Source organism: Thioalkalivibrio sp. ALMg9, assembly GCF_000380625.1.
Classification (GTDB): Bacteria; Pseudomonadota; Gammaproteobacteria; order Ectothiorhodospirales; family Ectothiorhodospiraceae; genus Thioalkalivibrio; species Thioalkalivibrio versutus.
The window spans coordinates 589,011-602,501 of the sequence record NZ_AQYC01000009.1 but is presented as its reverse complement, the minus strand read 5'-3'; the positions used below and the strand labels follow the sequence as shown (position 1 = coordinate 602,501).

The 13,491-nt window shown below is 66.6% G+C and carries 11 protein-coding genes; 2 read left to right on the top strand and 9 right to left on the bottom strand.

The window, feature by feature from the left end:
* Window positions 1–49 precede the first annotated feature (49 nt).
* Window positions 50–1,039, top strand: a complete 990-nt coding sequence (gene dusA, locus F792_RS0111930; RefSeq protein ID WP_018169795.1) for a tRNA dihydrouridine(20/20a) synthase DusA — start codon at window positions 50–52, stop codon at window positions 1,037–1,039.
* Window positions 1,040–1,063: 24 nt separating this feature from the next.
* On the opposite strand, the gene F792_RS0111925 is transcribed toward dusA, so the two are convergent.
* Entirely contained in the window at window positions 1,064–2,236 is a 1,173-nt protein-coding gene (locus tag F792_RS0111925; protein WP_018169794.1) for a cupin domain-containing protein, read from the bottom strand.
* Between the two features lie 13 nt (window positions 2,237–2,249).
* Window positions 2,250–3,617 carry an adenylosuccinate lyase gene (gene purB, locus F792_RS0111920; RefSeq protein ID WP_018169793.1) on the bottom strand — a complete coding sequence of 456 codons (1,368 nt, stop codon included), beginning with the start codon at window positions 3,615–3,617 and terminating at the stop codon, window positions 2,250–2,252.
* 96 nt (window positions 3,618–3,713) lie between these two features.
* On the opposite strand from purB, the gene F792_RS0111915 reads away from it, so the two are divergent.
* Entirely contained in the window at window positions 3,714–5,096 is a 1,383-nt protein-coding gene (locus F792_RS0111915; RefSeq protein WP_018169792.1) for a lyase family protein, read from the top strand.
* A gap of 43 nt (window positions 5,097–5,139) precedes the next feature.
* Here F792_RS0111915 and F792_RS0111910 read toward each other — a convergent pair whose 3' ends face one another.
* The 7 genes from F792_RS0111910 to F792_RS0111880 all read right to left on the bottom strand — a co-directional run bounded on the left by F792_RS0111910 (window position 5,140) and on the right by F792_RS0111880 (window position 13,389).
* Complete coding sequence (locus F792_RS0111910; protein ID WP_018169791.1) at window positions 5,140–7,092, bottom strand: bifunctional diguanylate cyclase/phosphodiesterase; 1,953 nt, start codon at window positions 7,090–7,092, stop codon at window positions 5,140–5,142.
* A 29-nt stretch (window positions 7,093–7,121) separates the two neighbouring features.
* Entirely contained in the window at window positions 7,122–7,961 is an 840-nt protein-coding gene (locus F792_RS0111905; protein ID WP_018169790.1) for an HDOD domain-containing protein, read from the bottom strand.
* The gene (locus F792_RS0111900; RefSeq protein ID WP_018169789.1) at window positions 7,961–8,293 is read right to left on the bottom strand and encodes a hypothetical protein; all 333 of its coding nucleotides are present in this window, start codon (window positions 8,291–8,293) and stop codon (window positions 7,961–7,963) included. Before F792_RS0111900 ends, F792_RS0111905 begins: the two co-directional genes overlap by 1 nt.
* Before the next feature lie 66 nt (window positions 8,294–8,359).
* Window positions 8,360–11,113, bottom strand: a complete 2,754-nt coding sequence (acnA, locus tag F792_RS0111895; protein ID WP_018169788.1) for an aconitate hydratase AcnA — start codon at window positions 11,111–11,113, stop codon at window positions 8,360–8,362.
* Between the two features lie 15 nt (window positions 11,114–11,128).
* Entirely contained in the window at window positions 11,129–11,758 is a 630-nt protein-coding gene (hflD, locus tag F792_RS0111890; protein WP_018169787.1) for a high frequency lysogenization protein HflD, read from the bottom strand.
* A gap of 75 nt (window positions 11,759–11,833) precedes the next feature.
* Window positions 11,834–12,931, bottom strand: a complete 1,098-nt coding sequence (mnmA, locus tag F792_RS0111885; protein ID WP_018169786.1) for a tRNA 2-thiouridine(34) synthase MnmA — start codon at window positions 12,929–12,931, stop codon at window positions 11,834–11,836.
* Window positions 12,928–13,389, bottom strand: coding sequence for an NUDIX domain-containing protein (locus F792_RS0111880; protein WP_018169785.1), 462 nt, complete (start codon window positions 13,387–13,389; stop codon window positions 12,928–12,930). Before F792_RS0111880 ends, mnmA begins: the two co-directional genes overlap by 4 nt.
* Window positions 13,390–13,491: the final 102 nt, after the last annotated feature.

The window sequence follows — 13,491 nt, the reverse complement described above, 5'->3', positions numbered from 1 at the left end:
ATCCTTTCTGATTTTTGGCCGCCGCCTGCGCGGCATGGAGATTCTGTGAATGGGTAACGCGGGCCACGCTCCCGACCCGCGGTTTTCGGTTGCGCCGATGATGGACTGGACGGACACCTGGTGTCGCCGGTTCCATCGGCTGCTGACCCGACGGGCATTGTTGTACACCGAGATGGTGCATGCCAACGCGGTCATCCATGGGGATCGCGACCGGTTGCTGGGGTTCTCCCCGGTGGAACACCCGATCGCGCTGCAGCTGGGCGGCTCCGATCCGGCCACGCTGGCGCAGGCCGCCCGCATCGCGGCGGATCGCGGCTACGACGAGATCAACCTGAACGTGGGTTGCCCCTCCGACCGTGTGCAGTCGGGCGCGTTCGGGGCCTGCCTGATGGCACAACCGGGCCTGGTGGCCGAGTGCGTCGCAGCCATGCAGCAGTCCGTTGACGTCCCCGTCACCGTCAAGCACCGCATCGGCATTGACAACCAGGACTCGGAGGCCGACCTGCACGCCTTTGTCGAACGCGTGGCCACCGCCGGGTGCCGCCACTTCGTGGTGCACGCGCGCAAGGCCTGGCTCCAGGGGCTCAGTCCAAAGGACAATCGCGACGTTCCCCCGCTGGACTATCAACGCGTCTATCGGCTGAAGGCCGAGTTCCCCGACCTGACGATTGTCCTGAACGGCGGACTGGACGACGTCGGCGCCGCGCGCGCGCACCTGGAGCATGTGGACGGGGTCATGTTCGGTCGGCTGGCCTACCACCAGCCCTGGAGCCTGTCGGTGGTGGACCGCCTGTATTTCGAGGGCGCGGACGACCCGACGCGCGAAGAGGTCCTGGAGGGCATCCTGGGGATTGCGGAGGGGATGCGCCGTGATGGCGTGCCGCTGGCGCGTCTGACCCGGCATGTCCTGGGCCTGTTCCACGGCGAGGCGGGCGCACGCCAGTGGCGACGGATACTGACCGAGGGGGCCCATCACGCAGATGCCGGGCCGGAACTGATCGAGCGGGCCGCGCAGGCCTGTCTCCCCCGGGCGGCCTGAGCGCCCGGAGTCGTTCCAGCGTTGCTATTCGCCCGGGTCGTCCGGTGCCAGCCAGCCGGCCTCGAGCCCATCCTCGAGGATCTGCCGGATCATGGGGATTGCCTCCTCCCATTCCGCGATGCTGAGCGTCTCCGCGCTACAGAAGGCCTCGAGAACATCCGCCGCGACGGCTTGTGCGGGATAGTCGTTTCCGGCGATGCACAGAATCGGGCCATCGGGGCCCTGGAACCACGCACGCCGGACGCCGGGGTGGATCGCAAAGCGATCGGCCGGGCCGGCAGTGGCCGCCAGCCCCGGGTCCCCCGGGGCGAGCTCGACGTTGCCGGCGGGGCGGGTCAGGAAACGCCCCAGATAGGCGTCCAGGTCGTGATCCTCCGCCGCCAGCAGGGCACGCAGGGCCTCGCGCAGCTCCTCTCGATCCGCGGCGGGAAGCTCCGCCGCGTGCGCGGACGGGTGCCGACCCGGATCCTCGAAGCGCGCCTGGTCGCCGATCACGTTGGCGCGTTCCTCGAGAAACCCGGTCAGGACATCGAGGATGGTCGGGGCGCGAAACCCCACTGACCAGGTCATGCACTGGTCGTCCAGCGACAGTCCGTAATGCGGCAGGTTGGGGGGCAGGTAGAGCAGGTCGCCGGGACCCAGCTCCCAGGTCTCGGTGGGATCGAACGCCCGCAGGATGGCCAGTGGCAGATCATCATGGCAATCCAGCGATCCCGGAGGGTCCTGGATCTGCCAGCGGCGCCGGCCTGCGGCCTGGAACAGGAAGACGTCGTACTGATCCACATGCGGCCCGACGGAACCGCCGGGCGGGGCATAGGAGATCATCAGGTCGTCCCGGCGCCAGCGCGGGATGAAATCGAAATGGGCGAGGAAATCCGGGCCACCGGGCCAGAAGCGCTCCACGTCGGTGACCAGCAGGGTCCAGTCGCGTTGGGGAAGCTGGCCCAGCCGCTCGGCTTCGAAGGGGCCGTATTCAACATCCCAGTCCTGGCGGTCGACATGCCCGCTGACGATACGGCTGGCCGCGTCCGGATCGGTGGCCAGGCCGGCGAGGTCATCGGGCTCGATCGGATTCTCGAAACCCGCAATCGCGTCGCGCACCAGTAGCGGGCGCTGTTGCCAGTAGTCGCGCAGGAATTCGGCGGGCGTCAGGCCGCCGAGTAGCGCGAGCGGTTGGTTCGGGTCCGGGGCCGCCATGCCGCGCGCGGGATCAGAGTTCGCGCGCGAGTCGGTCGGCGATCCCGGTGTAGCTGCCTGGCGTCAGCTCGCGCAGGCGGGCACGGGCCTCTTCCGGGATGTCGAGGCCGTCGATGAACGCCGCCAGGCCCTCGGGGGTGATGCGCTGGCCCCGGGTCAGTTCCTTGAGCTTCTCGTAGGGCGACTCGATGCCGTAGCGGCGCATCACGGTCTGCACGGCCTCGCCGAGGACCTCCCAGTTCTGGTCCAGGTCCTCTGCCAGGCGTCCCGGCTCGATCTCCAGCTTGCCGAGGCCGCGGCCGAACGCCTTATAGGCGATCAGCGACCAGGCGAATGCCAGGCCGATGTTGCGCAGCACGGTGGAGTCGGTCAGGTCGCGCTGGAACCGCGAAACGGGCAGCTTGCTCGCCAGGTGGTCGAACAGGGCGTTGGCCAGACCCAGGTTGCCCTCGGCGTTCTCGAAGTCGATCGGGTTGACCTTGTGCGGCATGGTCGAGGAGCCGACTTCGCCGGCGACCACCTTCTGCTTGAAATAGCCCAGCGAGATGTAGCCCCAGATGTCGCGCGACGCATCCAGAAGGATCGTGTTCGCGCGCATGAACGCGTGGAACAACTCCGCCAGGAAGTCGTGGGGCTCGATTTGGGTCGTATGGGTGTTCGGTTCCAGGCCCAGACTCTCGATCATCCGGCGCGACAGGGACGGCCAGTCGACCTCGGGGTAGGCCACGGAATGGGCGTTGAAGTTGCCCACCGCGCCATTGATCTTGCCGAGGCAGGCCACCCCGGCGATCTCGGCGCGCTGCCGCTCCAGTCGCGCGACCACGTTGGCCAGTTCCTTGCCCATGGTGGTGGGGGAGGCGGGCTGGCCGTGGGTGCGCGCGAGCATGGGCTGTTCGGCGAAGCGGCCGGACAGTTCGCGCAGCGGTGCGAGCACGGCGTCCAGGGCCGGCAGCATCACCATGTCGCGCGCCTCGCGGACCATCACGCCATAGGCGAGGTTGTTGATGTCCTCGGAGGTGCAGGCAAAGTGGACAAACTCGATCTGGCTCTGCAGGTCGGAGCGATCCGCCATCTGCTCCTTGATGTAGTACTCGATCGCCTTCACGTCGTGGTTTGTGGTCGCCTCGATCTCCTTGACCCGGGCGCCCGCGGTCTCGTTGAAGCTGAAGGCGATCTCGTCGAGGAAGGCGCCGGCCGTATCGGTCAGCGCCGGGACCTCGGGGATCGCGGGCTCGGCGGCCAGGGCCTTGAGCCAGGCGATCTCCACCCGCACGCGGGCCTGCATCAGACCTTGTTCGGAGAAGTAGGGGGCCAGGTCGCGGGTATGCCGGGCATAGCGGCCATCGACGGGGCTGATCGCGGACAACGGGCTCAGGGACATGGGGATTCCGGGGTCGGGTTCGGGACAGGCGGCGCAGTATACTAAGGTGCTCAACTGCAATACAGCATCGCGCCACGCGCAAACCAGGAGGAAGGCATGTCGAAGCCCGCAATGCGTCAGGAACAGGACAGTCTCGGGACGGTGGAGGTCCCGGAGCAAGCCCTGTGGGGCGCCCAGACCCAGCGCGCTGTGGACAACTTCCACATCAGCGGGCGGCCGCTGCCGCAGGCCTTCATTCGCGCCCTGGCGCAGACCAAGGCGGCCTGCGCCGAGGCCAACCAGGCGCTCGACCAGCTCCCGGACGAGGTGGTCGGGGCGATCGTCGCGGCCGCCGAGACCATCGCCAGCGGCGAGCATGCCGATGCCTTCCCGGTGGATGTCTATCAGACCGGTTCCGGGACCAGCAGCAACATGAACATGAACGAGGTGATCGCAAGACTGGCCTCGAGTGATGCCTTGACGGTCCACCCGAACGATCACGTCAACCGTTCCCAAAGCTCCAATGACGTGATCCCCACCGCCCTGCATGTGGCTGCTTCCGTTCAGATGGAAAAGCAGCTGATGCCGGCCTTGCGTCATCTCATTGCGACCATCGCCCGGCGCGAGGGCGAACTGACCGCAATCGTGAAGACCGGACGCACCCATCTGATGGACGCGATGCCGGTGCGGATGAGTCAGGAGCTGTCCGGCTGGCGCCGGCAACTGGAACTGGACGTCGAACGCCTTCGCGACACGCGCGCGCGGGTCAACCGACTGGCGATCGGCGGCACGGCGGTGGGCACCGGCATCAATGCACCGGCCCAGTTCGGGGACCGGGTCACCCACCGCCTGGCGGAGCGCACCGGGATCGCCTTCGAGCGCGAACCCAACGGCTTTGCGGCACTGGCCAGCCAGGACACCGCGGTGGAGCTCTCCGGCCAGCTGCGCACCACGGCCACCAGCCTGATCAAGATCGCCAACGACCTGCGCTGGATGAATTCGGGCCCGCTGGCCGGACTGGGTGAGATCGCCCTGCCGGCCCTGCAACCGGGCAGTTCGATTATGCCGGGCAAGGTCAACCCGGTGATCCCCGAGGCGGTGATCATGGCCGCGCAGCAGGTCGTGGGCCTGGACGCCGCGGTCGCCGCCGCGGGACAGGGGGGCAATTTCCAGCTCAACGTCGGCCTGCCGCTGATCGCCGACAATCTGCTCAACCAGATGGGTCTGCTGGCGCGCGCGGCCGAACACCTTGCCGATCGGGCCATCGCCGGCTTCACCGTCAACGAGGAGGTCTTGCGCGCGGCCTTGGACCGCAACCCGATCCTGGTGACGGCGCTGAACGCAGAGATCGGCTACGAGGCCGGTGCCCGGATTGCCAAGGAGGCGTACGCCAGTGGCCGGCCGATCGTTGATGTCGCGGCGGAACATACGGACATCCCGCGTGAACGCCTGCAGGCCTTGCTGAACCCGGCGACCCTGACCGAGCCCCAGACGGACTAGGCCGAGGCCGCCCGAGCCCATGGGTTCGGGGTGACGAACCGGGTCAGGCGGTCGCGGCTGGGAGCTGGACCCGGTCGCGGAGCAGGCCCCGCAGCGCGTCGAACGCCACCGGGTGCGAGAAATAGAATCCCTGGGCGGTGTGGCAATCCAGCTGTTGCAGGATCTCCGCCTGGCGTTCGGTCTCCACGCCCTCCGCAATCACGTCCAGCCCCAGGGTATGGGCCATCAGGATGATCGCGCGGACGATCTGCGAATGTTCCTCGCCCTGGTCAAGATCCTTCACGAAGGAGCGGTCGATCTTCAGGGTGTCGGCCGGTATCTGCTTGAGCTGCACGAGGGACGCATGACCGGTTCCGAAATCGTCGACCGCCAGGGACATGCCGGCGTGACGCAGTCGCTGGAAGACCCGCGCCGCCCCTTGGGGATCGTCCATGATCGCGGTCTCGGTGAGCTCCAGCTCGATACAGCGGGGCGGAATGCCAGTCTCGCGGATAATGCGGTGGAAGGTCCCTGCAAGATCCGGCTGGCGCAGTTGGCGCGCGGAGACATTGATGGCGATACGCGGCAGTTCGTCTTCGGCCAGTCGCAGGGACTGCAGGTCCCGACAGACCTGGCGCAACACCCATTCCCCAATCTCCTCGATCAGGGTCATGTCCTCCGCCAGTTCGATGAAATGGCTGGGGGGCAGCAGACCCAGCGTTGGGTGCTGCCAGCGAATCAACGCCTCCGCGCCGATGATTCGGCCGCTGTCCAGGTCGATCTTGGGCTGGTAATGCAGTCTTAGCTGATCATTGGCAATTGCCTGCCCCAGTTCGTTTTCCAGCTCAAAGTGGCGGAAGGTGCGGGCGTTGAGGTCCTGAGTGTAGAACCGGAACCCGTTGCGACCGCGCTGCTTGGCCTCGTACATCGCCGCATCGGCATTGCCAAGCAGGGTGTCCGCATCCTCGCCGTCATAGGGGTAGACGGCAATCCCGCAGGAGACACTGCTGACCACGGGCTGATCGAAGATCTGCCGCTCGGTCGCCGTTTTGCGCACGACGTCGGTGACCAGCCGGACAACGCCCTCCAGGCCATGGGTGTCCTCGACGAGGATGCCGAACTCGTCGCCGCCAAGACGAGACAGGGTGGTTCGCAGGTGACGTCCCGAGCGTTCTCGGGCATGGTCCAGCAGAGCGGACAGGTCCTGGGCGACCTTGCGGATCAGCTCGTCGCCGGCGCGGTGACCCAGCGAATCGTTGGTGCGCTTGAAGTTGTCCAGATCCAGCAGGATCAAGGCCACATGACCCGCCGCAGCACCCGCGTGGCGCTCCATCGCCTGCGACAGCCGGTCGCTGAACAGCATGCGGTTGGGCAGGTTGGTCAGCGAGTCGTGGGACATGTGGTGCAGCAGCTCGCGTGACTGGCGCTCGGTGATGCGCTGCAGTGCCTTCTGGCGCCGGTCCATCATCTGAAACAGGTCGGCACTCTCCAGGGCATAGGCCGTGTTGAACAGCACCATGGTCAGTGTCGACAGGATCATCTCGTAGCGTTGCAGCTCCGCCTGCCGGAAGCGGGCGACGAACATCCCGCGAATCCGGGTGCGCGTCGAGATCACGTGCAGCATCACACTCTCGCCCTCGACCGGGGAGGGCAGACAGACCGGATGGTTCTGGTGCAGCGCCCAGGAGAACTGGCCGTCCTGGATCAGTTGCTCGACAGTCTCCGACAGGTCCGGCGCCAGTTCCCCGGGGCGTTCCTGATAGTCCAGGTTGAACGAGCAGTCGTTGTCCAGGACGTACACGGCCATGTCCTGCGTCGGCAGCAGGCGCCGGATGGACTCGACGGTGTTCTGGATGATCAGTTCGGGACTGCGGTTACGGTCAGTGTCGCCGAAGATCGCCGTGGTCGAGGCGAGCACATCCATCGCATAGGCGTTGGCTTCCAGTGCTTCCTCGAGGAAGCGGATGCGCTCATGGAGGGCATTGACCTCCTCGGGCGTGCGGTACGATGGGCTCATGCAACAGCGTCCTTTGCTTGCATACAGGCTCAGTCGAGGAGGATCGTCTGCATCTGATCCAGATGCTTGCGGGCGTGGCCGATGATGTCCTCGTAGACCGCCATCTCCAGGCCAATGCGGTCGAAGATCTCCGGGGCAACCGGGGGCACGAAACGTTCCCCGGAGGATCCCAGGCGCAAGGAGTTGGCGATGCTGTCGGCGACGTGCACGATGGCCGTCTCCACGGGAAACGCGCGGGCCTCTTCCGGGGCATGGTGGTAGCGCGTGGCCTCCACCTGGGCCGGGGCCATCCCCCATTCCTCCAGCAGGGCGGACCCGATGGCGGCGTGGTCAAAACCCAGCAGCTCGCGTTCCGCCTCGTACAACAGGCACTGATCGCGCTCGCGGATGTTGATCAGCTCCTCGGTGCGGCTGCCCAGCCGGAGAAACAGCAGCAGCCGCCCGAGGTCGTGCATGATCCCGTAGAGGTAAAGGCGCTCGATGTTCGCTTCGCGCCGAAAGCGGGCGATCGAGCGGCTGAGCACGCCGACAGCAATGCTGTGGCGCCAGAACGATTCCATGTCGACGCCGATGACCGGCAGGCCGCGGAAGTGCTCGATCACGATGGTCGACAGCACGATCTGCCGCATCTGTTGCAGGCCGATGATGGAGACTGCCCGGTGCAGGGTATCGATCGGTTCGGGGAAACCGTACAGCGAAGAGTTGGCCATGCGCAGCGTCTTCGCCGCAATGGCCGGGTCCAGTTCCACCGCTTCGGTAATCCCGGCCACGTTCGCGGTCGGGTCGCTAAGGCGCGAGAAGATCGTGTTGTAACTCCCGGAAAAGCTGCACAACGAGTCATCCTGCTCGAGAAACTCGGCAACGGTCATCATGCGCTCCGGGCCTTGTGGCCGCGGCGCATGAGCTCGTCGAGCAGCTGGGTACGCGCGATGGAGTAGATGCCGTCCATGGGATAGCCGGTCAAGTCACAGTGACGGAAGCGCTCGGCCAGGATGGCATCGGCCTGCTCCTCCATCTCCGGCGTGGGCCGGGCATCCGCGGCCAGGTCCGGGACCGCGTCGTCCCGGGAATCGTTGGCTGCAGCATGTTCGTCCTCGACGATCTCGACAGTGCTGATGCCCCAGGACAGGAGCACGCGGATCTGCTTGTCCTGGAGCACCATGCCGGCGGGGATCAGGAGACGGCCGGAACGGTCATGCACGGCTGTTGCCAGCGTCTGACCGGACTGAATCACCTCCGTGGATACCCGCCGTCCCATGGCCAAACCTTATGCGGAAGCCGCGAGCTGGCGCAACACGTAGGGCAGGATGCCGCCGTGGCGGAAGTAATCCACCTCCTGCGGGGTATCCAGCCGCACACGCACAGCAAAGGTCTTGCGGTGGCCATCATCGGCCACGGCAGTGACCGTGGCCTCGCGCGACTCGCCGTTCTCCACGCCGGTAATGCTGTAGGTCTCGCGCCCGGTCAGTTCGTGGCTGGCCGCGTTCTCGCCGGGCAGGAACTGCAGCGGCAGTACGCCCATCCCCACCAGGTTGGAACGGTGGATACGCTCGAAGGTCTCGACGATGACCGCCTTGACGCCCAGCAGCAGGGTGCCCTTGGCGGCCCAGTCGCGCGAAGAGCCGGTCCCATATTCCTGTCCGGCGATAACGATCAGCGGGGTGTCCTCTGCCTGGTACTGCATCGCCGCGTCGTAGATCGACATCTGCTCGCCATCCGGCAGGTGCTGAGTCACGCCCCCCTGGGTCCCGGGCGCCAGCAGATTGCGCAGGCGCACGTTGGCGAAGGTCCCGCGCATCATCACTTCATGGTTCCCGCGACGAGAGCCATAGGAGTTGAAGTCGGCCGGCTTCACGCCCTGGGACTCCAGGTAGCGACCGGCCGGGCTGTCCTTGGCGATGGAGCCGGCCGGGGAGATGTGGTCGGTGGTGACCGAGTCGCCCAGCAGCGCGAGGACGCGCGCGCCCTGGACATCGGTCCAGGGCGTAGGCGTCATGCTCATGCCCTCGAAGTAGGGCGGGTTGCGCACGTAGGTGGAATCCTCCTGCCAGTCGAAGCGCTGACCCTGCGGGGCCTCCAGGTTGCGCCAGCGTTCCTCGCCGGAATAGAGGTCACCATAGGCGCTGGTAAAGCTGCTGGCGCCGACGTGGCTGGCGACCGCCTCGCGCACTTCTTGCGTGGTCGGCCAGATATCCTTCAGGTAGACCGGCTCGCCCTGTTCATTCTCCCCGATCGGGTCGCTGTACAGGTCGATGTTGCTGCGTCCGGCCAGGGCGTAGGCGACCACCAACGGCGGCGAGGCCAGGAAGTTCATCTGCACCTCGGAGTGGATCCGCCCTTCGAAGTTGCGGTTGCCAGAGAGCACCGAACTGACGATCAAGTCGTCCTTGATGATGGCCTCGGAGATGGGCTCCGGCAGCGGGCCGGAGTTCCCGATGCACGTGGTGCAGCCATAGCCCACCACGTGGAAACCGAGAAACTCCAGATCGGTCAACAGCCCGGACTTCTCCAGGTAATCGGTTACCACGCGGGATCCGGGGGCCAGGGAGGTCTTGACCCAGGGCTTCACTTGCAGCCCGGCCTCGCGCGCCTTGCGCGCGACCAGGCCTGCGCCCAGCATCACCGACGGGTTGGAGGTGTTGGTGCAGGAGGTGATCGCCGCGATCACGATGTCGCCGTGATCCAGGGTGAAGGTCTCGCCGTCCATCTCGATGGCGGTGTGGTGGGGCTCCTCCGCCTGATGCTCCACGCCCACCGCGGTGTGCCCGCCCTCGGCCGCGAAGCGCTCGGCGTCGTCCGGCTCGTCGGCGCCGCTGGCGCGCTCCTTCAGCATGGTGTCGAGGTGACGGCTGATGGTCGCGCCGGCCTGGCTCAGCGGGATGCGGTCCTGTGGGCGCTTGGGCCCGGCCAGGCTCGGCTCCACGGTGGACAGATCCAGTTCGAACATGTCGCTGTAGCGGGCGATCGGGGCGTTGTCGTTGCGCCACAGGCCCTGGGCCTTCGCGTAGGCCTCGATGAACTCGATGTGCTGGGCGTCGCGCCCGGTCAGGAGGAGGTAGGTCAGGGTCTCGTCATCGATCGGGAAGATGCCGCAGGTGGCGCCATATTCCGGCGCCATGTTGGCGATGGTGGCGCGATCGGCCAGCGGCAGATCGGCCAGGCCGTCGCCGAAGAACTCGACGAACTTGCCGACCACGCCCTTCTTGCGCAACGTCTCGACGATCACCAGCACCAGGTCGGTCGCGGTCGCGCCCTCGGCCAGCTTGCCGGTCAGACGGAAGCCCACGACCTGCGGGATCAGCATGGAGATCGGCTGGCCGAGCATTGCGGCCTCGGCCTCGATGCCACCCACGCCCCAGCCGAGCACGCCCAAGCCGTTGATCATGGTGGTGTGGGAATCGGTCCCGACCAGGGTGTCGGGGTAGGCCATGCAGCCACCCTCGGCCTGCTCGTCCACGAACACCGTGCGCGCCAGGTACTCGAGGTTTACCTGGTGGACGATGCCGGTGTCCGGCGGCACCACCTTGAAGGTGTCGAACGCCTGCTGGCCCCACTTGAGGAAGCTGTAGCGCTCGCGGTTACGCGAGTATTCGAGCTCCGCGTTCAGGTTCATCGCGTTGGCGTTGCCGTGGGCGTCCACCTGCACGGAGTGGTCGATGACCAGCTCGGCTGGCTGCAGCGGGGTGATCTTTTTCGGATCGCCGCCCAGGGCCTCCATCGCATCGCGCATCGCGGCGAGGTCGACGACCGCCGGCACGCCGGTGAAGTCCTGCAGCAGCACGCGCGCCGGACGGAACGCGATCTCCTGGGTCGGTTCGGCCTTCGGATCCCAGTCCAGCAAGGCCTCGATGTCGGCGCGGCGCACCGTGCGCTCGTCCTCGAAGCGCAGCAGGTTTTCCAGCAGCACCTTCAGCGCAAACGGCAGGTCGGTCGCCCGGGCGTCGTCGGTGATCGGCACGTAGCGGCATTCGCGGCCGCCAGCGGTGAGGGTCCGGGTGTTCTTGGGGTCAGCGTGGCTCATGTGCGTCTTCCGCGTTCAGGTATTGAGTCGATTGAGGATGTCATGCGCTTCGCGAATCAGCCGCTTGCGGCCGAAAAGCAATTTCCAGCGCGATCCACCGGCCTGGCGCCAGAGGACCGCCGCGCGGATCCCGGCCAGCAGCAACGCACGGATGCGCGCGGCGGTGTCGGGATTGGAGAGGTTGTTCTGTTCGCCCTGCACGATGATGCGCGGGCCAAGCTCGGAGATGGTCTCCTTGTAGATCTCGGCCAGCCGGGCAATCACGCTTTCGTGGGTAATGTGGAAGTAGTCGATCTGGCGCTGGGCGCCCTGCAGGCCGTCGGTCAGCTTCTGCAGCATGTCGTCGCGCCTTTGCAGCTTGCGCTCGAGGAAGATCAGCCCGATGGCGTAGCGGGTGATCTCCATGTCCGGTGGCTTGCTGCCATTTTGCAGCTGGCTCTCGATACGCTCCAGGCCACTGCGCAGGCTGACCGCCTCGCGATAGACCGCTTCCGGGGTGTCCGCGTCGAAGGCGAACAGGCTCCCGACCAGGACCTCGAATTCGTAGTCGTCGCAGCTCCCGCGCCAGGCCAGATCCTTGACCAGGCTCGCGCACTGGAAGAGGGCGGCCAGCGCCAGGGTGCGGTTGTGATCGGAGCGGTCCAAACCAGTCGGTTCCTTGGGTGGGTCGGAGTCGGGTCGCCGGGCAGCGGCCACTATACCGGAAGTGGCCTGGCAGACTCACGGCGCATTCGTGGTTCGTGTGGCAATCACCGCCCCGCCCAGGCAGACATCGCCACGGTAGAAGGCGATGGACTGCCCCGGCGTCGCCGCGCGTTGGGGTGTGTCGAAGACCACGGTGGCGCCGGCCGTGTCCAGCGCCTGCACCCGGCATTCCTGCAAGGGCTGGCGATGGCGTAACCGGGCCTGCAGCGGCTCACCGGGGACCGGTACATCGTGGATCCAGTGCACCACCTCGGTCGTCAGTGACGGGCTCATCAATAGCGGGTGCTGCGGATCCTGGGCGACCACCAGGGTGTTGCTGTCCAGGTCCTTGTCGACGACATACCACGGGGCTTCGGCAAAGCCGTCGACCCCGCCGATCCCCAGGCCCTGGCGCTGACCGAGGGTGTAGAACATCAGACCCTGGTGGCGACCGACCACCTGGCCTTCCGGGGTGCGCATCGCTCCCTCGGGCGCTTTCAGGTACTGGGCGAGGAAGTCACGGAAGCGTCGCTCGCCAATGAAGCAGATCCCGGTGGAATCCTTGCGCGCATGGTTCGGCAGACCCAGTTCCCGGGCGCGTTCGCGGACCTGATGCTTGGGAATGTCTCCGAGCGGGAACAGGGCGGGGCGCAGTTGCTCCTGGGTCAGGGTATGCAGGAAGTAGGTCTGGTCCTTGTTGGCATCGGCCGCCTGGCACAGCTCACTGTAGTGCGCGTGATGGCGCACCCGGGCGTAGTGACCGGTGGCAATCCAGCGCGCCCCGAGATCCCGGGCATGATCGAGGAACGAGCGGAACTTGATCTCGCGGTTGCAGAGGATGTCGGGGTTCGGGGTGCGCCCGGCCTCGTACTCATGCAGGAATTGCGCGAAAACGCGCTGGCGGTAGTCCTCGGAAAAGTTCGCCTTGTGCAGCGGGATTTCCAGGCAGTCCGCCACCTCACGGGCCATGGCATAGTCGGCCTCGGCGGCGCAGTACTCGGCGTCGTCGTCATCTTCCCAGTTCTTCATGAACAGGCCTTCGACGCGATAGCCGGCCTCCAGCAGGCGGCTGGCCGCGACAGCGGAATCGACCCCACCGGACAATCCGACGATGACGCGCTCGCCGCGCATCATGCGCCCGGCGCCCGAACCAGATCGCCCACCGCCGCGAGCGGCAGCCGCAAGCCGTCCTGATACCGGCGGATGCTGCGCATCACCAGCAGACTGCGCAACGGCCAGTCACCCTCGGCCTGTTCGGGCGCCAGCCAGTGCAGGGCATGAATCGCCGGGTCGCGGGGGGCAGGGGATTGAACCGGTGTCACCGGGCCGCAGAAGGTCACGCGCAGGATCACGGCGCCGCTGGCCACTTGCAGCAAGTCGCAGCCGAGGGCCGCCTCGGGCACGAATTCCAGGCAGGTTTCCTCGCGGACCTCGCGGATCACGGCCCCGATCAGGTCCTCGCCGGCATCCAGGTGGCCTGCGGGCTGGTTCAGCACCCGGCGGCCGGCGTCGGTCTCCTCGACGAACAGGAAACGGCCCTCGCGCTCGATTACGGCGGCCACGGTGATATGACAGGGGAGGCGGTCGGTCATGCCACGGATGATAACGCAGGCTGCCGGTCGGGCTGCCATACGGGAACGCGCAATGGCGCACTGGTTCGGTCACCGGAAAACCCGGCCCGGCATGTATAATCA

Coding starts and splice junctions, on each gene's coding strand:
- dusA (WP_018169795.1), top strand. CDS start 50: ATGGGTAACGCGGGCCACGCTCCCGACCCGCGGTTTTCGGTTGCGCCG.
- F792_RS0111925 (WP_018169794.1), bottom strand. CDS start 2,236: ATGGCGGCCCCGGACCCGAACCAACCGCTCGCGCTACTCGGCGGCCTG.
- purB (WP_018169793.1), bottom strand. CDS start 3,617: ATGTCCCTGAGCCCGTTGTCCGCGATCAGCCCCGTCGATGGCCGCTAT.
- F792_RS0111915 (WP_018169792.1), top strand. CDS start 3,714: ATGTCGAAGCCCGCAATGCGTCAGGAACAGGACAGTCTCGGGACGGTG.
- F792_RS0111910 (WP_018169791.1), bottom strand. CDS start 7,092: ATGAGCCCATCGTACCGCACGCCCGAGGAGGTCAATGCCCTCCATGAG.
- F792_RS0111905 (WP_018169790.1), bottom strand. CDS start 7,961: ATGACCGTTGCCGAGTTTCTCGAGCAGGATGACTCGTTGTGCAGCTTT.
- acnA (WP_018169788.1), bottom strand. CDS start 11,113: ATGAGCCACGCTGACCCCAAGAACACCCGGACCCTCACCGCTGGCGGC.
- mnmA (WP_018169786.1), bottom strand. CDS start 12,931: ATGATGCGCGGCGAGCGCGTCATCGTCGGATTGTCCGGTGGGGTCGAT.
- F792_RS0111880 (WP_018169785.1), bottom strand. CDS start 13,389: ATGACCGACCGCCTCCCCTGTCATATCACCGTGGCCGCCGTAATCGAG.